The organism is Afipia carboxidovorans OM5, from assembly GCF_000218565.1.
GTDB lineage: Bacteria > Pseudomonadota > Alphaproteobacteria > Rhizobiales > Xanthobacteraceae > Afipia > Afipia carboxidovorans.
The window spans coordinates 2,315,380-2,338,685 of sequence record NC_015684.1 but is presented as its reverse complement, the minus strand read 5'-3'; the positions used below and the strand labels follow the sequence as shown (position 1 = coordinate 2,338,685).

Here is a 23,306-nt window from a genome sequence, read left to right as displayed (position 1 = left end):
AGCCCGCGGCTTGCCGCGGGCTTTTTTGTTGAAGCGAATTGCTGGCGTTACCTGCCTGGGTTTGCAAATGAATTTTTGATTTCCGCAGACGCGTTATCAGCGAGAAAAGAAAACTCAAAAAAATGTGCAAGGGAGATGAAACCGGACCGTGCCTTGCGCGTTGTTGCTCAGGGCCGGACTACACCGGTGTTCAGGGAGCGATGTCATGGCAGCAGACGACAACGACCCGTTTGAACAGGGCAAACTTGCGCGTTTCAATCAAGAGCCGCGGAAAAATCCCTATCCCAAGGACAGTGAGCAATATGCGCGCTGGGAACAGGGATATGACTTTGTCGCGCGGGGGTTCGTTGCAGTCTAACTGAGCCGGCGCGATATCGTTCACGTCTTATTCGAACTGGGCTTTGAGTGGCCCGTCAGACAGGTGCATAAGGGCGCCCGGCGGAGCTTTGCCGAGCGCCCTTGATGCGTTTATCGGTCGATGTCTATCGATCGACGATCCGCGGCACGCGCGTCGCGAGAAGCGCTGCGATCAAGACGGCTGCAGCTATGACATAGAGTGCGGGGCTTGTGCTGTGCGTGGCGTCCTTGATGAGCCCGACCATGTAGGGGCTGAGGAAGCCGGCGAGGTTGCCGACCGAGTTGATCATCGCGATGCCGCCAGCCGCGGCGAATCCGCCGAGGAAGGCAGACGGTAGCGACCAGAACAGCGCCAGTGCGGTGATGCATCCCATCGTCGCTAGCGTCAGGCACGTCACTGCGATGTAGACGTTGCTTGCGAAGATGCCGGACCCGACAAGACCGAGCACGCCGAGAACAGCCGGAAGTGCGACATGGAGGCGCCGTTTCCCTGTCGCGTCTGCCGAGCGCCCCATGATGATCATGAAAATTGTCGCAGCGAGATAGGGGATCGCCGTCACGAAGCCGACGACGGTGTCGGACGTGAAGCCCGAGCTTTTGACGATGGTCGGAAGCCAGAAGCCTATGCCGTAGACCCCCATCTGGATGCCGAAATAGACGAGCGACAGCAGCCACACCCGCCAGTCCGTCATCGCGGCTCCCACCGAGTGGGAGTCATGCTGCTTGGCTTCGGCAGCAAGGTCGGCCTCGATGCGGTTGATCTCAGGCGCCGTCAGCCAACGGGCCTGTGCCGGCCGATCCGTCAGGAAGAAAAACAGGATCACGCCAAGAATGCATGAGGGCAGGGCTTCGATGATGAACAGCCATTGCCATCCGGCAAGGCCGTGCGTGCCGTGCGACATGTCGAGGATTATGCCGGAGATCGGGCTCCCGATCAGACCGGACACCGGAATGGCGGCCATGAACAGCGAGATGATGCGGCCACGCCGCTCTGCCGGATACCAGTAGGTCAGGTAGAGAATGATGCCCGGAAAGAACCCGGCTTCGGCCACACCGAGCAGAAAGCGCAGGATGTAAAACATCGTGGGCGATGTGATGAAGGCCATCGCCGCCGAGATGATGCCCCACGTCACCATGATCCGCGCGATCCACAGTCGCGCGCCGACGCGATGGAGGATCAGGTTACTCGGGACTTCGAAGATGAAATAGCCGATGAAGAATATGCCGGCCCCAAGTCCGTAAACAGCTTCGCTGAGCTGCAGGTCGGAGAGCATATGAAGCTTTGCAAATCCGACATTGACGCGATCGAGAAACGCAAAAAAGTAACATACGAATAAGAAAGGAACGATGCGTAGCGTGGCTTTGCGGTATCCGCTGGTCGTGGTCGCTATCTGACTATCCATGTTGATATCCTCCCCGAGCTTGCTTGGTAGTCTCTCTCCTCGTTGACCGTTGCTTCCCAAGACTCGCGCGGTGCTTTCTCGTGAGCGCGCAGGCGATCGCTATGCCTGCGCGAAGCTCGCGCAGGACATTGGGAAGCTCTCTCTTGGTCGGCGTGATCCGTTAGAGGTCAGGCCCGGATCGCGCCGGCCAGTCTTCAGTGCAGCTTGTGTTAGATGCGGGCGTGCGGGCGCGTGCCGGATGCCATTCCGACCGCAACGACGATCTCGTCCGGATGAGGCGCGTCGGGAATGGAGAGGGAAATGGTGTGGTAATAGTTCTGGTTCTTGGCGTCGACCTTGTGCGCCATTGGCAATTCCAGCGTCAGGCCGACAGGTGAAATCTTCTGGTTGCCGACCATCCACGCCGAACCGTTGATCGATTTGCGGCAGGGGTCGCCAAACAGCGTGGTGTGAATGAGGGCGTTGGCGTGCTCGTATTCGCCGGCGGTGCCGACGGCGGCGGCTTTGCCGAAGGCTTCGACCTTGTCGGCGCCGCCCATGATGGCTACCGCGCGCGAGGCGAGAAGCTCGCCGAGCGGTGCCGCGGTCTCTTCGATCAGCGGCTTGAGGTCTTCGACATACCCGCGTCCGGCCCAAGGATTCTTGATGACGGCGGCCACGATGACGTGCCGGAACGGCTTGGAGAGGGGACGTTGGTCGTAGTTAACTTCTTCCTGAAATGCGCAGATCTTGCGGATCGATATAGCCATGGCGACGCTCCTCCTTAGTTATGTTTAGTGGTATTTGTCCTCTATGGTGGACATTATGTCCACTTTTGTCAACGATTCTCGAATTTTGACGTTGGGAGAATGCTGGTCGTAGGCGCGGAGGAGGCGATAAGTAGAGACGTTGCTGCAGATTGGTGATGAGGCCTTTGAAATGACTGCTGTTCTCGCGACCAGGTTCAAGGAATTACGAGAAGGCAGGCGCTGGTCGCTCCGCGAGGCTGCGGACAAGACTGGTGTGAGCAAGTCGATGCTGTCGAAGATCGAGCGCGGGTTGACCTCGCCGACCGCGACGGTGCTCGGCAAGCTTGCGGAGGGCTTCGGGATCAGCATCTCGCAACTGGTGGGTGGAGAAGAACTCAGCGGCGATGTGGTGGTCATGCCCCGTGCCGAGCAGGCCGTCTTTCGGGTCCCGACCACTGGTTTTGAGCGGCGGTCGCTGTCTCCGCTTGCATCTCAGAACTCGGGCGTCGATTTCGTCGTCAACGTGCTGCCGCCTTTGCAAAGCTCCGGTACGTTTCCGCCACATCGCGCAGGGGTGGAGGAGACGCTCACGGTGGCCTCGGGCCGATTGGGCTTACAGCTCGGAGATGAGAAATACGATTTGAAAGCAGGTGACGCGATCTTCTATCGCGCCCATGTGTCTCATCGGTTCGACAATCCCTCGGATAGCGAGCCTGCCGTCTTCTTCATCGTCATCAACAATGTTGGCGGACGCAGCTGAGTTTTCGCTGAGACTTCCGCTTCACGCGGGAACCGAAACGGCGCGCCAGATTGCTGGGCGCGCCGTTTTTAGAAACTAGTCTGCCTGCCGGGTTTAGTCGCGGAAGCTCAAGAGCTTGAAGAGCGGCGTGAGATAGCTGATCTCCTGACCGCTCGTCGGTGTGGTGCGGCTGATGAAGTCGAAGATCTTGCCGTCCTTCAGGCCGTAATTCGCCACGCGCCGTACCATGCGGTTCTTGTCGAAATAAACGGCGATCACGCGCTGGTCGATCACCTGCTGGTGCATGAAGGCGACCTTACGCTCCGTGCGCTGGGAGATGTAGTAGAACACGTCGCCGTCGAGCGTCGCGACTGTCGATGGCGTGCCGAGCACCACCAGCACCTGATCCTGGCTCGCGCCGATCTGGATTTGCTCCAGAGCGCCCGGCGGCAGGATGTAGCCCCGCTGGAACTGCTCGCCGGTGCATCCGGCGAGTACGATGCCGAAAGCGAGCGCGGTGAGCGCGCCGCGGACGGCGCCTGCCTTCAGGCGGGGGGTGCGGAAAGACGGGAAGGGGACACGAAACGTCATGTCAGGCGGAGGCCTTTATCTCGTGAGGTTCTTGCATCGCCGGAGCGGTTGACGTACCCGGCGGCACGCCCCAATGCAACCATGGAACGCGGGCCCGGCCCGATGGGCTGATAACGGATCGAACGATGTTCTCATTCCTCAGGAAATCGACCTCATCGCAACGCACCATCGAAGCCATCTATGGCATGATCGTGACGCAGGCCCGCCAACCCGTATTCTATGCCGGGTATGGTGTCCCGGACACCGTCAGTGGCCGCTTCGACATGGTCCTGCTGCATCTCTGGATGGTGCTGCGGCTGCTTCGGAGCGTGCCGGGCGGAGAGGGGGCGTCTCAGGCACTGTTCGACCGTTTCTGCGGCGATATGGATGACAATCTGCGGGAAATGGGGGTCGGCGACCTCACGGTCCCGAAACGGATGCGCAAGTTCGGCGAGGCCTTCTATGGCCGCTCGGCAGCCTATGATGCCGCGGTCGAGGCCGGGGAAGCGCAACTCGCCATCGCGCTCGATCGTAATATCTTCAACGAGGCCAACGCCGCAGGGGCGGAGCGGCTGGCTGCCTATGTGGCGCAGACGCTGACCGGGCTCGCCGGCGTCGCGCCCGCAGCCTTCGCCGCCGGCAAATGGAAATTTCCGGCCCCCAATGCGCCAGACAGTAAGGTGACGGCATGAGCGAGAGGCACGAATCCTTTCGGAATACCCCTTCTTCTCGCAATAACCCCTGGAGCCATCCGGTGGTGGTGGCACAGATTCCGGCGGCCGGCATGCATGTGACGTTTGCGGCCGATGTGGGGGAGCGCGCGGCGCTCGCCGAGGTTGCGGGGCTGCGGGAGGTTCTGGAGGCTAAGGCGGACTTCCACCTCACCCACGTCCGGGGCGGAGGCATCGAGACGCGGGGCCATGTCAGTGGGCTCGTCGGGCAGGAATGTGTGGTCACGCTGGAACCGCTCGAAAGCCGGATCGATGAGGACGTCGAGGTGATCTTTGCCGAGCCGGATACGGCTGCTGCGGCGAAGCCACGGGTCGATATCGACGGCGAGGAGCCGGATCCGCCGGAACTCATCGTCAATGGCACGATCGATCTCGGCCGCCTTGCGACCGACATCCTGTTTCTCGGGATCGACCCTTATCCGCGCAAGCCGGGGGTAGCGTTTGAGCCGGCCGCGGAGGCCGCCAGCCCCGAGGATCACCCCTTTGCGGCTCTCAAGGCCCTGCAGGAGCCGCCGGGCAGGGGACCGAAAAAATCCAAAAAGGGCTGATTCACGCCGTTCGAGAAACGAGACAGGCCGGGCAAGATATTGTATCGGCTTCTGAACCGGCTATTGTTGAGGGACGGCGGTATGATCACCCTCACCGGCCGTTTCGCATTGCCAATCATAGCTTGCGTCCCGATCCGCTGAAGGCTCATCGGGGTCGCTGCCCAATCAGGTTCTGACATCGGCCATGGCCCAGAAGGTTCGTATTGCGCTCGATGCCATGGGCGGTGATTTCGGTCCTTCCGTGGTGGTTCCGGGTGCAGGGATTTCGTTGACCCGCCATCCCGACACGGAATTCATCCTGTTCGGCGACAGCGCCGCGATCAATCGCCAGCTCGACAAACACCCGGCGATGAAGGCGGTCTCGCGCGTAGTCCATACCGATGTCGCGATCACCATGGAGGAGAAGCCGAGCCAGGCGCTGCGGCGTGGCCGCAAGACCTCCTCGATGTGGCTGGCGCTCGATGCCGTCCGCAAAGGCGAGGCGGACGTTGCGGTTTCAGCCGGCAACACCGGCGCTCTGATGGCGATGTCGCGCTTCAATCTGCGGATGCTGCCGGGGATCGATCGCCCGGCGATCGCCTGCGTCTGGCCGACCATCCGCAGCGAGTCGGTGGTGCTCGACGTCGGCGCCTCGATCGGAGCTGATGCCCGCCATCTCGCCTCGCTCGCGATCATGGGCAGCGCGATGGCCCGGGTGCTGTTCGATATCGAACGGCCGACGGTGGGGCTCCTCAATATCGGGGTCGAGGAGGTCAAGGGCGTCGAGGAGGTGAAGGAGGCGGCCGAGCTGCTGCGTTCCATGGACCTGCCGGAGCTCGAATTCATCGGCTTCGTGGAGGGCGACGGCATCGGCAAGGGAGCGGCGGACGTCATCGTCACCGAGGGCTTCTCCGGCAACATTGCGCTCAAGACCGCTGAGGGGACCGCTCGTCAGATTGCGGAATATCTGCGCAGCGCGATGAGCCGGACCTGGCGCTCTAAGATCGGTTACCTGTTCGCCAAAAGCGCCTTCAAGGCGCTGCGGGACAAGATGGATCCCCGCAAGGTCAATGGTGGGGTGTTTCTCGGCCTCAATGGCGTGGTCATCAAAAGCCATGGCGGCACCGACGCCGAGGGCTTTGCGTCGGCCGTGGATGTTGGCTATGAGATGGTCCGCTACGATCTCCTGACAAAGATCAATCAAACTTTCAACCGTGACGGCGGATCGCTCACTCGCATGCCGACCGCGCAGGAGGCTGTTTCGTGAGTGTGATGCGTTCGGTTGTGATCGGCTACGGTGCATACCTGCCCGAGCGCGTGATGACCAATGCCGAATTGGCAGGCATGGTCGATACCTCGGACGAATGGATCGTTCAGCGCACCGGCATTCGCCAGCGCCATATCGCGGCGGAAGGCGAGTTCACCTCGCATCTCGGCCTCAAGGCGGCGCAGGCGGCGATTGCCAATGCCAAGATCGATGCCCAATCGATCGACTTGATCGTGCTTGCGACCTCGACGCCGGACCATACCTTTCCGGCGACGGCGGTGCAGGTTCAGAACGGCCTCGGCATTCATCATGGCGCGGCGTTCGATATTCAGGCCGTATGCAGCGGCTTTATTTTTGCGCTCGCAGCGGCGGACAATTTTCTCAAAAGCGGTGCTTACAAGCGTGCGCTGGTGATCGGCGCGGAGACCTTCTCCCGCATTCTCGACTGGACCGATCGCGGCACCTGCGTGCTGTTTGGCGATGGCGCCGGCGCGGTGGTGCTTGAAGCACAACAACAGCCCGGAACCAGCGCGGACAGGGGGATTCTCACCACACATCTGCGCTCAGATGGTCGTCATAAAGACAAGCTCTATGTCGACGGTGGGCCTTCGACGACCCAGACCGTTGGCCATCTGCGCATGGAAGGCCGCGAAGTATTCAAGCATGCCGTTGGCATGATTACGGACGTGATCGTCGATGCTTTCGCGGCCACGGGAACGACCGCGCAGGACATCGACTGGCTGGTTCCGCATCAGGCCAACAAGCGGATCATTGATGCCTCCGCGAGAAAGCTCGATATCGCGCCGGAAAAGGTGGTGCTGACGGTCGACCAGCACGGCAATACGTCGGCGGCGTCCATTCCGCTCGCGCTTGCGACAGCGGCTGGCGACGGACGCATCAAGAAAAATGATCTCGTGATGCTGGAAGCGATGGGCGGGGGGTTCACCTGGGGCTCGGCGCTGCTGCGCTGGTAAAAATTAGCTCGAATGCCGGCTTTTCGGGCATCGCAATATCACGCGGTTACACGTATGAGCATGGTTGACCCGTTGCAACTAACCTCTTATTTTTAAGGATAATTTGCACGCTGGAGCTGGGGTCGGATCATGAGCGAGAGCGGAAAAACAGTCACGCGAGTCGATTTGTGCGAGGCGGTTTACCAAAAGGTGGGCCTGTCGCGGACGGAGTCGGCAGCTTTTGTCGAGCTCGTTCTGAAAGAGATTACCGACTGCCTGGAGAAGGGCGAAACGGTGAAGCTTTCGTCGTTCGGCTCCTTCATGGTTCGCAAGAAGGGCGAGCGGATCGGACGTAATCCCAAGACCGGGACCGAAGTCCCGATCTCTCCGCGCCGGGTGATGGTGTTCAAGCCCTCGGCCATCCTGAAGCAGCGAATCAATAACGGCGCCGCTGCCAAGACGAATGGCGACGTCGCCAAGGTCGCTGCCGGTTAGCCTGCCTGTTACGGGCGGCCGCACGCAGCACCGCCAAATCGATTTCCGGGAATCACAAAAACACGTTACCCTTGCGGGGAACGGTGATTCATCGCGGGACTTCGACAGGGGGCTTGCCTTTTGGAAAAGGCACCGGACGCATTTCGGACCATCAGCGAAGTGGCTGACGATCTCGATATCCCGGCTCATGTGCTGCGGTTTTGGGAAACGCGCTTCGTTCAGATCAAGCCGATGAAACGCAGCGGCGGTCGCCGGTACTACCGGCCTGACGACGTCGAACTGCTGCGCGGAATCCGTCGTCTTCTGTACGGCGAGGGCTACACCATCCGTGGCGTGCAACGCATCCTGCGCGAGCATGGCGTGAAGGCCGTTCAGAACCTCGACGAAACCGCGCTCGCACCGGCCGCGCTGTCGAGTCCCTCATTCGAGCCCACCGCGCGCCGTACCTCCGAAGATCATGTCGATGATCACGAGGATGAGGAGGTGCTCGAGGCCGAAGAGGATGAGGCCGAGGACAGCCTCGACGAAGCGGACGAGGAAGACGAGGCAGAGGACATCGAGATCGAGACCGAAAGCCCACCGCTCGGCCCGTCGATGGACTTCGTGCCGTCGATGTCGGAGCGGATCGGCCCATTATCGCCGCGCGCTGTGCGGCCCGCGCCGGAGATTCCCGTCGCAACGGTGACGGCCCCGGCCGGCATGCGTGCTTCCACGCATCACAGCAATGGGGCGGACGCTTACGCGCCGCCCGGCGTGCGTCAGGAACTGCGCCGCAAGAGTCTGCATACGGACGATCAGGCGAAGTTGCGTTCTGTGCTCGACGATCTCGTAGGAGCCCGCGCGCTGCTTGACCGCGCGATGAACACTTGACCGGGCAACTGACGCTATCGTTGCTCGGTTAAGCCTTGCGGGATTGATCAACGTGTCATTGCCTTATCGACGAGACGTTGACGGCCTGCGCGCCATTGCCGTCCTGTTCGTCATCGGCTTTCACTATTTTCCATCGGCGTTTCCCGGCGGCTTCGTCGGCGTCGATGTTTTCTTCGTCATCTCCGGCTTTCTGATTACCGGCCTGATCCGTCAGGACATCGCTGCCGACAGGTTCAGCATCGCCCAATTCTATGGGCGCCGGATCAGGCGCATCTTTCCGGCGCTCATTCTCGTCCTGCTCGTCGCGTTGGGGATGGGCTTTCTGTTCATGCTGCCCGATGCCTTCCGGACACTGGGCCTCAACGTTGCGGCATCGGCGGGCTTCGTCGCCAACATCGCATTATGGCTGCAGCAGGATTATTTCGCGCAGAGCGCGGAGTTCAATCCGCTGCTGCACATCTGGTCGCTCGGTGTGGAGGAGCAGTTCTATCTGGTCTGGCCGCTAATCCTGATGATGCTGGCGGTGCGTCGTTCAGCAATCCCGGTAGCGGTTGGGCTCGCTGGTCTGTCGTTCGTCGTCAATGTCGTGCAAAGCGGAAATGATCCTGTCTCCGCATTCTTCCTGCCGTTCAGCCGCTTCTGGGAATTGGGAGCGGGCGCTGTTCTCGCGCTGCTTCATGCCCGTGCCGGACGTCCTGTTCTCGAGCGGGAATGGGCCGGTTGGGTCGGGCTGCTGCTGCTCGCGGTGGCGATGGTCGTGATCGATCGCGACCGGGCCTTTCCCGGCTGGTGGGCGCTGTTGCCGGTGGCGGGTGCGACGCTCCTGATTGCAGCAGGTGAGAATGCGCGGCCGAACCGCGTTTTCCTGAGCCAGCCTGCGCTCGTTTATATCGGGTTGATTAGTTACCCGCTCTATCTGTGGCACTGGCTGCTTCTCGTTTTCGCACGCATCATCCGCTTCCAGAAAGAGCCGACGTTCATCATGTCGATCGGCTTGATCCTTGCCGCCGGCGTTCTTGCGCATCTCACCTACAGATTTGTTGAGCGTCCGATTCGCTCGGCAGGGCGTCTGTCGCCGAAAGCTGTTTCTCTCGCTGCAGTTCTCGCTGTTGGCGGCGGCCTTGGCCTCGTGGTGTACGCGAAGGAGGGGCTGCTGGATCGTTTTCCGCACGAGATCCAGAAACGCATGATGACGACGGAGAAGGAGTCCGAGGACGCCCATGTATGCCGTTATGACGTCGATGTCCGGCCATCTCCGCAATGCGAAGGTGAGGGACCAGCAGGTGCGCCGCTCGCTCTGGTCTGGGGCGATTCACATGCATTTCATCTGATCGCTGGCCTGCGCGCTCTGCAGCAGGAAAGGCAGGACTTCCGGCTCGCGCGCTACATTTCATTCGCCTGCGCCCCGATGGTGGATGCCGTGGCGTCGCGTCCGCGCTACTGCAACGATGCGAATGCATTCGCGCGGCAGAAGATCGAACTGTTGCGTCCGGATACAGTAATCCTTGCGGCGCGCTGGTCGGCCTATGACGGTACGCGCGGTTATGCGTTGCTGAACGAGGAGAGGCTGACACGAACTCTCGAATGGCTGAAGACGATCGGCGTGCAGCACATCGTTGTTATCGGGCAGTTTCCGCACTGGAAGCTCGCGCCGTCGGTTATCCCGTTGCGGGATTTCCAGTTCAGCATCTTCAACCGTCCCGCTTTGACGGAGAAAATGCCTGAATGGGATTCGGCCTATCTCGATGTGCCTGCGTTTGCGGCGGAGAAGATGGTCCGGCATGTTGCGACAGCGGAAGGGGCGACGTTCATTTCACCGGCCGCAACACTATGTGACGGCGACCGCTGCCTGATCACCGTTCCCGACAGCGGTGGATTGCCGATTTCCCGCGACGATGGCCATCTGACGCCGGCGGCGTCGACATTCTTCATCGCGCGAAACGCGAGCGTTATCAGGCCGGAGTATCGGAAGGAGACACCGCCTCGCTGAGGGCGGCGGTGGGTTGCCAAAGCGGGGTTTTGCAAAAAAAATGGTCGGAGCGGCGGGATTTGAACCCACGACCCCTAGTCCCCCAGACTAGTGCGCTAACCGGGCTGCGCCACGCTCCGACAATGGCGACTGATTAGGGAAATTGGCGGCATAAGGCAAGGCAAGAACTGAGCAAAATGGCTCGGGGCCACCGTTCCCATAGGGCCGTATTCGCCTTCTTGGCCCCGACCCGGGCACGGCGTGGCGGTTGCCCCGAATCTGCGGCGGGCCTTATCCTTCACCATCAGCGGCGATTGATTCTCCGCGCAAATGAAAGGTGGAGGCGATGTTTTCCGTCCGGATGCCGAAATGGATACTTGTGTTGGCCGTCGCCTTGATGGCCGGGCTCAGCTCCGCAGCCTATGCGGATAGCGGCACCATCCGCATTTCCGTGCTGAAGGGCGGCTGGTTCATCGGCGCGTCGGGCGGAAGCGGCACGCTGACCTTCCACGGCCGGCGCTATCCGCTGTCGATCGGAGGCCTGAGCGCGGGCTTCGTCTTTGGTGCCTCGAAAACCGATCTCGTCGGCACGGTCAGCAACATTCGCCGTCCGTCGGACGTCGCGGGGGTCTATGGCGCAGCCGGAGCCGGTGCGGCCGTGGGGCCGGGCGTCAGCGCCATCGTTCTCACCAACGAGAAGGGCGCGGTGCTGACCATGCAGGGTCGCCAAGCCGGCTTGATGGTGAATGCCGACCTCAGCGGGCTTGCGATCTCGCTACGTTAAACAGCTTTACGAACACCGGCCGAACGGCGGCGTGCCGTTCGCGCCGGAGAGCATGAGCGCACGGTAGCTGCGCTGCGAACGCGGGCCTGTCGACACCGTGATATCGGGCAGCGCTTCGACGGCGTCGTAACTGTTGCGATAGCGCGCAGGTGAGCCACACTCCACCACGGCAAGCACCGGCTGCGGCGCGGACGGCGTCAACGGAATATCCATGTCGTATTGATCGCTTGCCGCCGCCTGCGAACGCCAAGCGTAGATCGGCAGGTTCGCGTCGCGCAGATAGTAGAGAAGCTCGGCGGTGGCCGCGCGCTGGTCCGTCACGATGCTTTTCGCGCCGGTCTTTTGTGTAACCTCCTTCACCGCTTCGGCGAGGTTTTTCCAGCCGAGGGTGCGGCTGTAGACATCGCCGCGCGCGAGGAAGGGCAGGCTGACTTTCGGGGCGTAAGCATCCGCGATGATGAAGAGCGTCTGCGCGGACAGGCCGAGTGCGATGGTTGTCGTGACGAGTTTCCAGCGCGCCTCGCGGATCAGAATCGCAGTCGCAAAGATCGTCACCGAGATCGCAGCGGTGGCGGCCCAGTTGGCGTTGTAATGCGTGATCATTGCGGTGCCCGCGATCAGCACGAGCGGCGGGATCGCAAATGCAATCAGCAGACGGTCCTCATGCGTGAAGGTGTTGCGCCATAACTTTGCAAGCCCCACGAGGAAGACGCCGAAGGTGATCGGCCCGATGACAGCAAATTGACTCGCGAGGAACGATAACGCCTGTCCGGGACGGAAGCTTGCGCCGCTGCCCTGGACGTTGTCGGACGTGTGCTTGAAGGTGACGAAATCGTGCTGCGCGATCCAGATCACATTCGGGATCAGGCAGGCGAACGCGATGAGAACGCTCACCCAGAACATCGGCTGGCGCAGCAGCGTGCGGGTATGCGGGGCGAGCCACGCGCTGAGCACGATCCCGAGATAGAAATAGACCATCGCGTATTTGGCAAGCATGCCGAGGCCGACGGCGAGGCCGAGCACGATCGCAAAACTCCAGCGCGGCTTCTCAAGCAGTTCGACATAGGCCAACAAGGCAAGCGACCAGAACAGCAGAAGCGGCACATCCGTGGAGATGATCCGCGTCGAGAAGATGACGCCGGTCGCGAGCACAATTGACAGCGCACTCCAGAACGCGGTGCGGGCGTCGTAAAGCCTGTGCGCGATGAGATAGACGACGATTGCGATGAGCGCGTAGATGATCGGCGAGGGCGCGCGTACGCACGCCTCTCCGCTGCCACAGACAGATTGCGCGAGCGCGATCACCCAGGCGAGCAGCGGTGGCTTGGAAAAATAGCCGAAGGCCGGCGCCTGCGCCCACGACCAGTATTGTGCCTCATCGAAAAAGAGATCGACCTGGGAGAGGTTGAGCCCGACCAGCCGCACGGCGGTGAGCGCGAGCAGGATCGCTATCAGCACGGGAACGGCAGCCGTATCCGCCGACGGCCGGGTCGGGTTCCTCGATGCGTCGTGCGATTGATCGGTCATGCGGTGGGTCCGGTGGGCTTGCCGCCCTCTATGGCCGCAGCGCGGTGGGGCCTGTCAAGGAGCGCGGCTTGAGGCTTTCGCCATGTGCACGGTTTCATTATCGACAGGGGCCCTGTCCCGGAGACGATATTGATTAGACTTGTATTTTAATCTCAGAGCCTTATAGGCAGGACGGTCGTCGGATAACACGGTTCATGGCGCTCTCAACCTTTGATCGCGGAGTCTGGCGATCGACCAAACGGCTCTATTCGTTGGCCCGCCGCGTACGCTTTGCGTTCACGCGAACGCAACGTGCGACGCCTGAGACGATCGGGCAGGTCGACCGGATTCTGCTGATCCGCACCGACAAGATCGGTGATGCCATCATCTCGACCGCCTTCTTCAAGGCGTTGCGCGATCACTTTCCAAACGCCCAGATCGATATCGTGCTCGGCCGCAAGAACGCCGCGGCGGCATCGCTGCTGCCGCATCTCGACGGCGTCTTCATCGCCAGAAAAAATCTGATCGAGCAGGCGCGCCTCATCCGCCAACTGCGCGAGCGCAACTACGACGTCGTCATCGATATGTTGACGGGCGACTCCATGACGGCCGCGGCCTATGCGGTGTTGGCTGGTGCGAGGCTGAAGATCGGATTCGATGATGATGGGACCGGGCTTTACGATGTGCCGGTGCCGCGTGCGAGAGAGCCGGAGCATCAGGCGGTGCAGATGCTGCGCTTGATCGCGCCGCTCAAGCTGATGCTCGAGCCCGAGGATATTCACCCGGCCATCGTCTTTTCTCAATCGGCTGCCAGGGCAGTCCGCGAAAGGCTTTTCCCGGAGGAGAAGGATGAACGGAAGCTGATCGTCGTCAATCTGTCGGTCGATCCGGCCCGGTATTGGGACGATGAAAAGTTCATCCGTCTGGTGAGTGATCTTAAATCGCCGTCGGTGCGCGTCGTGCTGATCTCCGCGCCGTGGGACCTGGCGCGACTGGAGGCGATCGGCAAAGCCTCTGAGGCTGAATGGCTGCCGCCTTCGGCCGATATTTCGGAGACGGTCGCGACGGTGTCCTGCGCCGATCTCGTCATCAGTCCCGATACCTCGATCGTGCATATCGCTGCGGCGCGGGGCAAGCCGGTAGTAGCGCTCATGCCCAACACGACCATAAAGGAGTGGTATCCTTTCGGCGTACCCCATCGGGCATTGCATTGCGCGACGAGGGTGGCCGATATTCCCTATGACGAGGTGCTGGCGGCGGTCCGGGAGCTTCTGGCGGGTCTCGACAGCGCGCAACCGGTGCCTTCAACGGACAAGGTGGTCTCCTGACGGCTCTCTCGCTCATATCGCCGCGACGATTGCTCGGCTCGATCGACGCTTATGTCGTCCGGTCGACCCTGCTGTCGTTCCTGATCGTGCTGATTTCCCTGACCGGCGTGATCTGGGTGACGCAGGCGCTGCGCGGCATTGATCTGATGACGGCACAGGGGCAGACCGTGCTGGTGTTCCTCGGCATCACCGGTCTTGCGATCCCGGTGCTTGCGCTGATCATTGCGCCGCTCGCGATCCTGCTTGCGGTGACGCATACGCTGAACCGTCTGGCGACCGATTCTGAAATCATCGTCATGAACGCGGCGGGGCTGTCGCCATGGCGGTTTCTGCGCCCGTTCATGTATTCGACCGTGATTGTGGCGTGCCTGATCTCGTTTCTTGCTGTGTTCCTTGCGCCGGAGTGTCTGCGGGCGCTGCGCCGCTGGCACACCGAGATCGGCGCCGATGTGCTCGCCAATGTGCTTCAGCCGGGGCAGTTCATCCGGCTCGACAAGCTGGTGCTGCGGGTGCAGGAGCGCCGGCCGGGCGGCGTGCTGGTCGGCGTCTTCATCGACGACCAGCGCAACCCGGCGGAGCGCATCAACATCACCGCACAAAACGGCGTGGTGCAGAAGACCGACAAAGGGTCGTTCCTGGTGCTGAGCGACGGCAATCTGCAGCGCTTCCAGGCCGACAAGAAGGATCCCTTGATCGTCGCTTTCAAGAGCTACGCTTTCGACATGTCGCAGTTCTCGCAGGCACCACAGACTTATAATTACAACGCGCGCGAACGCTTCATCAGCGAATTGATCTCGCCGCCGAAGGACGATCAGGTCGCGCAGCGCAGTCTCGGTCAGTTCCGCGCCGAGTTGCATGATCGTCTGCTCGCAGGACTCTATCCGTTCGTGTTCGTGATACTGGCATTCGCATTTCTCGGCCCGCCGCGGACGACCCGGCAGGGACGGAATTTCGCAATCTCCATGCTTATCCTGGTCGTTCTCGTGGTGCGCATCGGCGGCTATGCGTGCTCGACGATCGCCGTGTCGCAACCGGCGGCGATCGCCGTTCAATACGCGATGCTGCTTGCAGTTGCGGCGCTCAGCGGATGGATGATCGTGAAGGGGGTCATCGTCGACCCGCCCGCCAATATTGTGGGTCAGATCACGCGGTTGTGGGCGCGTCTGCCGCGGTTCGGTCGACGATAAAGCTCAAGGCTTCAGCAGGTAGGGGTGAGCTTAATAAGCGTTTTCGCCCTTGATCAAGGCCCACGGTGTTTTGAAGAGAATGTAGAGGTCGAACAGCAGCGACCAGTTCTCGATGTAATAGAGATCGAACTCGACGCGCTTCTGAATCTTCTCCTCGTTGTCGATCTCGCCGCGCCAACCATTGATCTGTGCCCAGCCAGTAATGCCGGGTTTGACGCGATGACGCGCGAAATAGCCGTCCACCGTCTCGTCGAACAGGCGGCTGTGAAGTTTGCCTTGCACGGCGTGCGGCCGGGGGCCGACGATCGACAAATTACCCTTGAACACCACGTTGAAGAGCTGCGGCAGTTCATCGAGGCTCGTCTTGCGAATGATGCGCCCGACGCGCGTCACGCGCGGGTCGTTCTTCGTCACCACTTTGGCCGCAAGCGGGTCGGCCTGGTGGTGATAGAGCGAGCGGAATTTCAGAACGTCGATGCGCTCGTTGTTGAAGCCGAAGCGCTTCTGGCGAAACAGCACCGGGCCGGGGCTGTCGAGTTTGATCGCAAGCGCCGTGAGCGCCATCACCGGTGCCAGCAGGATCAGCAGAATGGCGCCGACACCACGGTCGAATGCCCATTTCAACACCATGTCCCAGTCGGTAATCGGCTGCTCGAACATGCCGAGCGTCGGTACCGAGCCGATGTAGGAGTAGGAGCGCGGACGGAAGCGCAGCTTGTTGGTGTGGGCGGAGAGGCGGATATCAACCGGCAGCACCCACAGTTTCTTCAGCATCGCGAGGATGCGGCTCTCGGCCGAGATCGGCAGGGCGAACAGCACGAGATCGACGCGGGTGCGTCGCGCGAATTCGACAATGTCGTTGATCTTGCCGAGCTTGGGCAGGCCGGCGCAGGTATCGAGCGCGCGGCCGTCGTTGCGGTCGTCGAAGACGCCAAGCAGCTTGAGGTCGGAGTCGTGCTGCTGACGCAGCGCCTTGATGAGCTTCTCGCCGTTCTCATCGGAGCCGACGATGACGGTGCGCCGGCCGAGCCGGCCTTCGCGTGCCCATCGCCGCACCAGTGAGCGCAGCACCATGCGCTCAACAACGAGCGTGACGAAGCCGCTGACGAAAAATGTCGCAAGCCAGACGCGGGAGACGCTGTCGCCGAGCTTGGCGAAGAACGACGCGCCGATGAACAACAGAAACACCAGCGTCCAGCACGAAATCAGGCGCGTGAACTGTCGCAGCCGTCCGCGATAGATCTGGATATCGTACATCTCCGCTGCCTGGAAACTGATGATGGCAACGAGCGACATCGCCAGCACGGCGAGAATTGCGTACCAGGAGAATCCATCGATCGGGACCACATAGCCGAGATAGGAAGCAATGCCGACGATGCTGAGGAGAGTGAAGTCGAGGGCGCGCACGACGCCGTTGATGACGACGGTCGAGTAGGCGGGAAGGACCTTTTCGTTGGTGACGGCGAGCGCGGCGGGCGAAAGGCGGCGCCTGCGCTCGAACGGATAGGGCCGGCCCGTGGTGACAGATACGGCAGCCGCTGCAGATCCTTCCATTTTGGCTTGAATGCTCCTCGTTTCCACGCCCGAATCCCGTTCGATTATCGTTGCGCGCGCTCGCGCGTTCTCGTTCGGATACCGAAGAAAACAGAACAATCCGTTATTGGATTCGGACGAGGTTAACGAAGGCTGAAGGCGTCCCGATAGGCGTCGAGCACGCCGTCGACCATCGCCTTCTGCGAGAAGTTTGCGAAGATGCGTTCGCGCAGCGATTTTGCTCGTTCCCGCGCACCGTCGAGATTGTCGAGCGCGTTCGCGATGGCATCGGCCATCGCGCCGGGATCGTTCGGCTGGAACAGCGCATCGCCGAACGGCCCGAAGATTTCCGGAATGCCGCCGACATTGGCCGCGAGCATCGGCACGCCGGCGGCTGCGGCTTCGATCGCCACATATGGCATCGAATCCCCGCGCGAGGGCACGATAAGCAGGCGGCCTTTGGCAAAGCCGGTACGCGCCTTGACGTGACCGATGAAGCGCGCAGCGTCTGTGAGTTGCAGGCGCTGAACCAGTGCCTTGAGAGTTGCCGTTTCCTCGCCGTCGCCGGCAAGCGTCAGCGTCACTGGCCTGTCGTTCGCACGCAGCCGGGCCAGCGCTTCGATGAGAATATCCGCGCCCTTGATGTGGCGGAATTCACCGACGTACGCGAGATCGGTGGCGTCCGTTGCGAGCGGCACCGGATCGAATTCATTGGCGCTGACGCCATTGAAAACACAGCGCACGAGGCCCGCGGGCTTGCCGACGACGCGCTGATAAGTGTCTCGTGCAAAGCCGCTTTCAAACAGGAACAGGTCGGTGCGGTTCATCAGCGCGCGCTCGAGGCGAGCATAGAACGTGCCTTTCAGCGTCTCCGGGCGGTAGTGCAGCGATCCGCCGTGCGGCGTGTAGACGCGGATGGTTGTCTGTGAGGCACCCTTGAGCCGCACGAAGGCGCCGGCTTTCGCGCCATGCCCATGCAACACATCCGGTTTCAGCGCGCGCACAAGCTTCAAGAGGCGTAGGGCGGTTGCAGGATCGGCAGGGTGCGGCTCGCGGCGGATGGCGATGCGGTGGATGCCGAGCTTCATCTTCGGCGCGATCTCGCTCAACGCGGCATCGGCACGCTCACCACCGGTCAGGCTGTCGGCGAGAATGCCGACCTCGTGCCCGCGCTCGGCCTGGCCATCGGCGAGGTCAAGAATATGGCGGATGATGCCGCCAACGGGGGCGCGGACGGCGTGCAGAATGCGAAGGGGGCGATCAGGTAAGGGCATGGCTCTGGCTTAAAATCATCCCTTCATTAGGGCCCGCGCGTTTACAAAGCATGACGCCGCGACGTTAACCGCACAGCAACCTTAATGGATTGTAATCGCCGCAGTGCCAGTTGTGTGAGCGTGGCGGGAGCTGTTGATGCGTGTGGCGTATGTGCGTGACCGGCTGAAAGAGGCCGCTAGCGCTGTTTGGCGGTTCATGGCTCCCGCAACACCGCCTGCACCTCGGCAGGCGGCCAAGTCGCAGCATGGCGATCTCGATCTGCGGGTGATCTGGCAGGCGCTCGTCGACAAGCGCAAATGGATTCTGGTGCCGACGGCTGCGGTGTTTGTGCTGGCGATGGTCGGCGTGAACACGGTGACGCCACGCTATAAGTCCGAGGCGCGCATCCTGATCGACGGGCGGGACAACATCTTCCTGCGCCCGACCGGCGAGCGCAGCGAAGAGCGTGGCGCGCTCGACGATGCCGCCATCGCAAGCCAGGTGCAGCTTCTGCTGTCACGCGAACTTGCGCTTGAAGTCATCAGGAAGAACAAGCTCGACAAGCTGCCGGAGTTCGATCCGGTCTTGAACGGTATCTCACCGCTGAAATCACTGCTGCTGCTGGTCGGCATCGGCCGTGACCCGCTCCGTCTGACGCCGGAGGAGCGAGTGCTCGGCGCCTATTACGATCGTCTGACCGCCTATGCGGTCGATAAGTCGCGCGTCATGGTGGTCGAGTTTCTGTCAAGCGATCCGAAGCTTTCGGCGAAGGTCACGAACTCCATCGCCGACGGCTATCTGGTGATGCAGCAGGCTGCCCGGCAGGAGCAGGCCAAAACGGCGGGGCAGTGGCTGTCGGGCGAAATCGATAGCCTCCGCAAGAAAGTCTCGGAAGCGGAAGATCGCGTCGAGGCATTCCGCTCCAAGTCGAACCTGTTCGTCGGCACCAACAACACCACGCTGTCCAATCAGCAACTTGGCGAGCTGAACACGCAGCTCAACAATGCCCGCGCGCAGAAGTCGGATGCGGAGACGCGTGCGCACGCGATCCGCACCATGCTGCAAAGCGGGCGGCCGATCGAAGCGTCCGAGGTCCTGAATTCGGATTTGGTGCGGCGGCTCAGCGAGCAGCGCGTCACGCTCCGCGCGCAGCTGGCTGAACAATCCTCGACGTTGATGGATCGCCATCCCCGCATCAAGGAATTGAAGGCGCAGATTGCAGATCTCGATCGGCAGATTCGCGAGGAAGCCGGCAAATTGTCCCGCGCCTTCGAGAACGACGCCCGCATCGCGGGTGCGCGCATGGACGGACTGAACGCAAGTCTCGATCAGTTGAAGTCGCGCGCAACGTCCACCAACAGCGAAGAAGTGCAGTTGCGCGCGCTTGAACGTGAGGCCAAGGCGCAGCGCGACCTTCTGGAAACCTATCTCGCCAAGTATCGTGAAGCGACGACGCGCGAGACCATCGATTCCGCACCGGCTGATGGCCGCATTATCTCGCGCGCTATTGTTTCCAATACGCCTGCTTATCCGAAGAAGTTGCCGATCGTGCTGATCGCGACTCTGGTGACGCTGCTGCTGACCAGCGGCTATATCGCAACGGCCGAGCTTCTGAAGATGACAACCCCATGGGGAACGTCGGATGATGGCGTCGCGGTCAGCGATATTGTCAGAGGCTCTCCTGCGATGCCGTTCACGTTGCAGATCGAGCAGCTTGCCGCGGCGCTGCGCCAAAGCGGCGAGCGGGCGCGCAAGATCACATTGATCGGCGCAGGTGAGGGGAGTGATGTTTCCAACACTGCGCTTACGCTGGCGCGACAGCTTGCGCGGGATTCGAGGGCCTTGCTGATCGGTCTGTCGCCTTCAGGGATGGACGGTGCGGCGCATGTGCCCGGTCTCAGTGATCTTGCACGAGGCGTTGCCTCATTCGGGCAGATCATCAACCGCGATACGCGCTCCTCGCTCCACGTCATCAGTGCGGGCGTTCAGCCGGAGCGCGCGCTTCTGACATCGCCCCGTGTCGTGATGGCGCTCGATGCGCTGTTGCACACCTATGACCATGTGGTGCTCGATGCCGGGACGGCTGCCGATCTTCCGTCGTCCCTGATTGCCAGCCACGCTCATGCAGTGATCCTGCCAGCACCCGGTTTGTCGGAGGCCGCGAAGGCGACCATGCGGTCGCAGTTGCTGGCGTCGGGATTTGTTGGAGTGAGCATTCTCGAGCCGGCCGCAAGCGAAGCTCCGCAGGCGGAAGTCGCCGCTGCTTGAGATGAATTTCCAGACGAGTGTGGGTGTTCGCTGAGCGTCAGCGTGTCAGCGATGAATTGCGGCGCGCAGCCGATTCGCCATGCTTACAAGTGTCGGATTCTGCTTCACGATCCGCTTGGCATGGTTGAGCGACGACATGCCGAGCGCCGCCAGTCGACCGCGGGCGGTAAACGGAATGAAGCAATCGAAAATCTGCTGCTCACCCTTGCAGAAGTGAAGCTTGTAGCCCGCCGCGCCGATACCGAGATCGAAGCCGGTGAAGCCCCGCGCAACGTCATGATCGATGACATTGCGCAGCAGCACCATGCCCGGGCTGTGCCTTGCATTCTCGGACATGGTGTAGGTGTTGAACATCATCGAGTAGCGATGACCATCGGCGACACCGCCGAACATTGCGAGTATCTCGTCGCGGCATTCGATGGCGTGAACATCGATGGCGCGATAGCCGCCCGCGATCTCGGTGAGGCAGGCAGCACGAACGAACGCTTCGATATGCGGTGCCGCAAAGACGTTCGGCAGGTTCTGTGCCGCCATGCGCAGCGGCTTGGTGGCGAAGAAGTAGTCGAGCGCACGGGTGATGTCTTCGTCAGTGCGGGCCACGAAATAGCGATAGCCGGGCAGGACACTGAGCTTGCGCTCCTTCTGACGGATGCGATAGCGCATGCCGCTGCTGATAACTTCTTCGCGGGTGGCGCCAGGCCGGACCTGCAATAGCGGGCAGGCGTTCGCGGAAGGTTGGCCCGGGAGCTGCGCGAACGGATTGGCGTTGCCGTGCCATTCTTTCGGCTGCTGGGTCAGAGCCAGAATGTCGATGCCATGTGCGGCGACGGATTGGAACACGAGATCGAGATCGGCCTTGGTCGCGCGGGCAGCGAAGTCGCGCCGCCAGATCGGCATGTTGAAGGTCGAATGCTTGCCGCCAAGGAAGCGGGCGACATGGACGCCGTTGTCCCGCACCGTCGCAAGCGGCATCAACATCAGCGGGCGGTTGTCGGCGTCAAGCGCGACGACAATGAGCGGCGTCGTGTGTTCGAACGGGCCGGTATGGATCTGCCAGACGTTCAGGAAATCGAAGCGCTGGAACGGCGTATAGAAATGGTCGCGCGTCTCCATGCCGCGCCAGATCACTTCAGCTTCGGCAAAGCTCTGATAGAGGCGGACATGGGCGATGGCGCCGCCGTTCCCAACGCCCGCACTGGCGGATGGGTAGTCGTGCTCGGCGGCCATTGCCATTGCGGACCCTGTTTTGAGAACGTGAGACGGGCGGCGCCCAGGCCGCCTTCCGGCCGACCTTTCCAAACAAACGTCAATAAAAAGTAATGCCCGGTGGCCGTTGGCGGAATCGCCTTGAAATCACAACAGGATTAAATGTGACGGGGGCTCAGGCCGAAGGGGCGTCGGGCCGCGACATCCATGAAATCAGCGGCATGGCGGGCAGAACCCAGCCAAGACCCGCCACCACATAGAAAATGCCCTGCGCGAGCTTGGAGGAAGCAAGCCACGGCGTCTGGGCGATCGTCATGCCGAGCAGCGACCACACCACGACGAGAATGAGCAGGCCTATGGTTCCAATGAACTTTCGGGTCCGGATCTTCATGGAGAACTGAATGGCTGCGGGGTTGTGCGCTTTGCGCCGGAAAGCGGGGGCGACTATAAGGGCCGCGCCCGGCCGATCAAGCCTCCCTCCATATAACCACGCATGGCAATGACCCATTCTCCTGACATCCCCGCCAAGACCACGAAATCGCATAAGGCGATCCGTATCTGGCTTGGATTTGTCGCAGCGATGATCGTTTGTACGCTTCTGGTGGGCGGTGCGACGCGACTCACCGAATCCGGCCTGTCGATCACGGAGTGGAAGCCGGTTTCGGGCATGATGCCGCCGCTGAGTGCGCAGGCGTGGGACGCCGAGTTCGAGGCCTACAAAAAGATCCCGCAATATCGCGAGATGAATTCGGGCATGAGCCTGTCGGAATTCAAGACGATCTTCTGGTGGGAGTGGGCGCACCGGTTGCTCGCACGCAGCATCGGCGTGGTGTTCTTTCTGCCGTTCCTGTTCTTCCTGATCCGCGGCGGCCTCGATGCCGCGCTGAAGCGGCGGCTATGGGTTCTGTTCGCGCTCGGCGGCCTGCAAGGCGCGGTCGGGTGGTGGATGGTGAAGTCGGGCCTGTCGGAGCGTGTTTCGGTTTCGCAGTACAGGCTTGCGATTCATTTCCTCCTCGCGCTCCTGATTTTCTCCGCGACGGTGTGGACCATGCGTGGTCTGGCGCCGCGCGTCTCCAGGGTCGCCGCGACGGCAAGGGCAGCGCTGACCAGCCGGATCTTGCTCGGGCTTATCTTCCTGCAACTTTATTTCGGCGCGCTCGTCGCGGGCCTGCGGGCCGGCAAGATCTACAACACCTGGCCGGAGATCGATGGCGGGTTCATTCCGCCGCTCGATCAATTGTTCTTCGAGAAGCCATGGTGGCGGAATTTCTTCGACAGCACACTGACGGTGCAGTTCACCCACCGCATGATCGCTTATACGCTGTTCGCAGTGGCACTCTATCATCTCGTCGACGTGATCCGGACCAAGGCTGCGCCTGCAGCCGTGCGGGGTGCGGTCTGGCTGATGGCGGCGATGAGCCTCCAGCTCGTCATCGGCATCTTCACGCTGCTGCATCAGGTGCCGATCTCGCTCGGTCTTCTGCATCAGGCGACAGCGATCGTGGTGTTAACGCTTGCGCTGTTGCAGACGCATCGTCTGCAGCCCGGCGAGCCGACGATGGCGCAGGGACTCGTTCCCACGTTCCGGTAGGCGTTGTCTCGACGAATTCTAAATCGCCGACGTGCCGGGA

22 protein-coding genes and 1 tRNA gene are annotated in these 23,306 nt (G+C 61.5%); 14 read left to right on the top strand and 9 right to left on the bottom strand.

Annotated elements, in window-relative coordinates:
• Positions 1-205: 205 nt before the first annotated feature.
• Complete coding sequence (locus OCA5_RS19270) at positions 206-358, top strand: hypothetical protein (protein WP_012563020.1); 153 nt, start codon at positions 206-208, stop codon at positions 356-358.
• 124 nt (positions 359-482) lie between these two features.
• Here the strand turns inward: OCA5_RS19270 and OCA5_RS10810 are convergent, their stop codons facing one another.
• Both OCA5_RS10810 and OCA5_RS10805 read right to left on the bottom strand, forming a co-directional pair.
• Positions 483-1,760 carry an MFS transporter gene (locus OCA5_RS10810; protein ID WP_012563021.1) on the bottom strand — a complete coding sequence of 426 codons (1,278 nt, stop codon included), beginning with the start codon at positions 1,758-1,760 and terminating at the stop codon, positions 483-485.
• Positions 1,761-1,969: 209 nt separating this feature from the next.
• Positions 1,970-2,509 carry an amino acid synthesis family protein gene (locus OCA5_RS10805; protein ID WP_012563022.1) on the bottom strand — a complete coding sequence of 180 codons (540 nt, stop codon included), beginning with the start codon at positions 2,507-2,509 and terminating at the stop codon, positions 1,970-1,972.
• Positions 2,510-2,648: 139 nt separating this feature from the next.
• On the opposite strand from OCA5_RS10805, the gene OCA5_RS10800 reads away from it, so the two are divergent.
• Positions 2,649-3,248 (top strand): helix-turn-helix domain-containing protein, encoded by a 600-nt coding sequence (locus tag OCA5_RS10800; RefSeq protein ID WP_244396178.1) that lies wholly within the window; start codon positions 2,649-2,651, stop codon positions 3,246-3,248.
• A gap of 93 nt (positions 3,249-3,341) precedes the next feature.
• Here the strand turns inward: OCA5_RS10800 and OCA5_RS10795 are convergent, their stop codons facing one another.
• On the bottom strand, positions 3,342-3,818 hold the full coding sequence (locus OCA5_RS10795; protein ID WP_012563024.1) for an outer membrane protein assembly factor BamE: 477 nt from the start codon (positions 3,816-3,818) through the stop codon (positions 3,342-3,344).
• A 125-nt stretch (positions 3,819-3,943) separates the two neighbouring features.
• Between OCA5_RS10795 and OCA5_RS10790 the strand changes: the two genes are divergently transcribed.
• From OCA5_RS10790 to OCA5_RS10760, 7 genes are all read left to right on the top strand, one after another.
• The gene (locus OCA5_RS10790) at positions 3,944-4,489 is read left to right on the top strand and encodes a ubiquinol-cytochrome C chaperone family protein (protein WP_012563025.1); all 546 of its coding nucleotides are present in this window, start codon (positions 3,944-3,946) and stop codon (positions 4,487-4,489) included.
• The gene (locus tag OCA5_RS10785) at positions 4,486-5,076 is read left to right on the top strand and encodes a YceD family protein (RefSeq protein WP_013913171.1); all 591 of its coding nucleotides are present in this window, start codon (positions 4,486-4,488) and stop codon (positions 5,074-5,076) included. The genes OCA5_RS10790 and OCA5_RS10785 overlap by 4 nt, the downstream gene beginning before the upstream one ends.
• A 184-nt stretch (positions 5,077-5,260) precedes the next feature.
• Positions 5,261-6,322, top strand: a complete 1,062-nt coding sequence (gene plsX / locus OCA5_RS10780; RefSeq protein ID WP_012563027.1) for a phosphate acyltransferase PlsX — start codon at positions 5,261-5,263, stop codon at positions 6,320-6,322.
• Complete coding sequence (locus OCA5_RS10775; RefSeq protein WP_012563028.1) at positions 6,319-7,296, top strand: beta-ketoacyl-ACP synthase III; 978 nt, start codon at positions 6,319-6,321, stop codon at positions 7,294-7,296. The genes plsX and OCA5_RS10775 overlap by 4 nt, the downstream gene beginning before the upstream one ends.
• Positions 7,297-7,425: 129 nt before the next feature.
• Positions 7,426-7,770, top strand: a complete 345-nt coding sequence (locus OCA5_RS10770) for an integration host factor subunit alpha (RefSeq protein ID WP_012563029.1) — start codon at positions 7,426-7,428, stop codon at positions 7,768-7,770.
• Between the two features lie 120 nt (positions 7,771-7,890).
• Positions 7,891-8,640, top strand: coding sequence for a MerR family transcriptional regulator (locus tag OCA5_RS10765; RefSeq protein ID WP_012563030.1), 750 nt, complete (start codon positions 7,891-7,893; stop codon positions 8,638-8,640).
• Between the two features lie 52 nt (positions 8,641-8,692).
• Positions 8,693-10,630, top strand: a complete 1,938-nt coding sequence (locus OCA5_RS10760; protein ID WP_012563031.1) for an acyltransferase family protein — start codon at positions 8,693-8,695, stop codon at positions 10,628-10,630.
• A 41-nt stretch (positions 10,631-10,671) separates the two neighbouring features.
• Here OCA5_RS10760 and OCA5_RS10755 read toward each other — a convergent pair.
• Positions 10,672-10,749: transfer RNA gene (locus OCA5_RS10755), tRNA-Pro, on the bottom strand.
• A gap of 206 nt (positions 10,750-10,955) precedes the next feature.
• Between OCA5_RS10755 and OCA5_RS10750 the strand changes: the two genes are divergently transcribed.
• Positions 10,956-11,393, top strand: a complete 438-nt coding sequence (locus tag OCA5_RS10750) for a lipid-binding SYLF domain-containing protein (RefSeq protein ID WP_012563032.1) — start codon at positions 10,956-10,958, stop codon at positions 11,391-11,393.
• Positions 11,394-11,399: 6 nt separating this feature from the next.
• On the opposite strand, the gene OCA5_RS10745 is transcribed toward OCA5_RS10750, so the two are convergent.
• Entirely contained in the window at positions 11,400-12,920 is a 1,521-nt protein-coding gene (locus OCA5_RS10745) for an ArnT family glycosyltransferase (RefSeq protein ID WP_012563033.1), read from the bottom strand.
• A gap of 194 nt (positions 12,921-13,114) precedes the next feature.
• Between OCA5_RS10745 and OCA5_RS10740 the strand changes: the two genes are divergently transcribed.
• Positions 13,115-14,227, top strand: coding sequence for a glycosyltransferase family 9 protein (locus OCA5_RS10740; protein WP_012563034.1), 1,113 nt, complete (start codon positions 13,115-13,117; stop codon positions 14,225-14,227).
• A gap of 29 nt (positions 14,228-14,256) precedes the next feature.
• The gene (gene lptF, locus OCA5_RS10735; RefSeq protein WP_012563035.1) at positions 14,257-15,414 is read left to right on the top strand and encodes an LPS export ABC transporter permease LptF; all 1,158 of its coding nucleotides are present in this window, start codon (positions 14,257-14,259) and stop codon (positions 15,412-15,414) included.
• A gap of 30 nt (positions 15,415-15,444) precedes the next feature.
• Here the strand turns inward: lptF and OCA5_RS10730 are convergent, their stop codons facing one another.
• On the bottom strand, positions 15,445-16,968 hold the full coding sequence (locus tag OCA5_RS10730; RefSeq protein ID WP_012563036.1) for an undecaprenyl-phosphate glucose phosphotransferase: 1,524 nt from the start codon (positions 16,966-16,968) through the stop codon (positions 15,445-15,447).
• A 122-nt stretch (positions 16,969-17,090) separates the two neighbouring features.
• The gene (locus OCA5_RS10725; protein WP_012563037.1) at positions 17,091-18,221 is read right to left on the bottom strand and encodes a glycosyltransferase family 4 protein; all 1,131 of its coding nucleotides are present in this window, start codon (positions 18,219-18,221) and stop codon (positions 17,091-17,093) included.
• Positions 18,222-18,357: 136 nt separating this feature from the next.
• Between OCA5_RS10725 and OCA5_RS10720 the strand changes: the two genes are divergently transcribed.
• The gene (locus OCA5_RS10720; RefSeq protein ID WP_012563038.1) at positions 18,358-20,469 is read left to right on the top strand and encodes a GumC family protein; all 2,112 of its coding nucleotides are present in this window, start codon (positions 18,358-18,360) and stop codon (positions 20,467-20,469) included.
• Positions 20,470-20,514: 45 nt separating this feature from the next.
• Here OCA5_RS10720 and OCA5_RS10715 read toward each other — a convergent pair whose 3' ends face one another.
• Both OCA5_RS10715 and OCA5_RS10710 read right to left on the bottom strand, forming a co-directional pair.
• The gene (locus OCA5_RS10715) at positions 20,515-21,702 is read right to left on the bottom strand and encodes a GNAT family N-acetyltransferase (RefSeq protein ID WP_013913169.1); all 1,188 of its coding nucleotides are present in this window, start codon (positions 21,700-21,702) and stop codon (positions 20,515-20,517) included.
• Positions 21,703-21,850: 148 nt separating this feature from the next.
• Entirely contained in the window at positions 21,851-22,066 is a 216-nt protein-coding gene (locus tag OCA5_RS10710; protein ID WP_012563040.1) for a DUF2842 domain-containing protein, read from the bottom strand.
• 108 nt (positions 22,067-22,174) lie between these two features.
• Between OCA5_RS10710 and OCA5_RS10705 the strand changes: the two genes are divergently transcribed.
• Positions 22,175-23,266 (top strand): COX15/CtaA family protein, encoded by a 1,092-nt coding sequence (locus tag OCA5_RS10705; protein WP_013913168.1) that lies wholly within the window; start codon positions 22,175-22,177, stop codon positions 23,264-23,266.
• Positions 23,267-23,306: the final 40 nt, after the last annotated feature.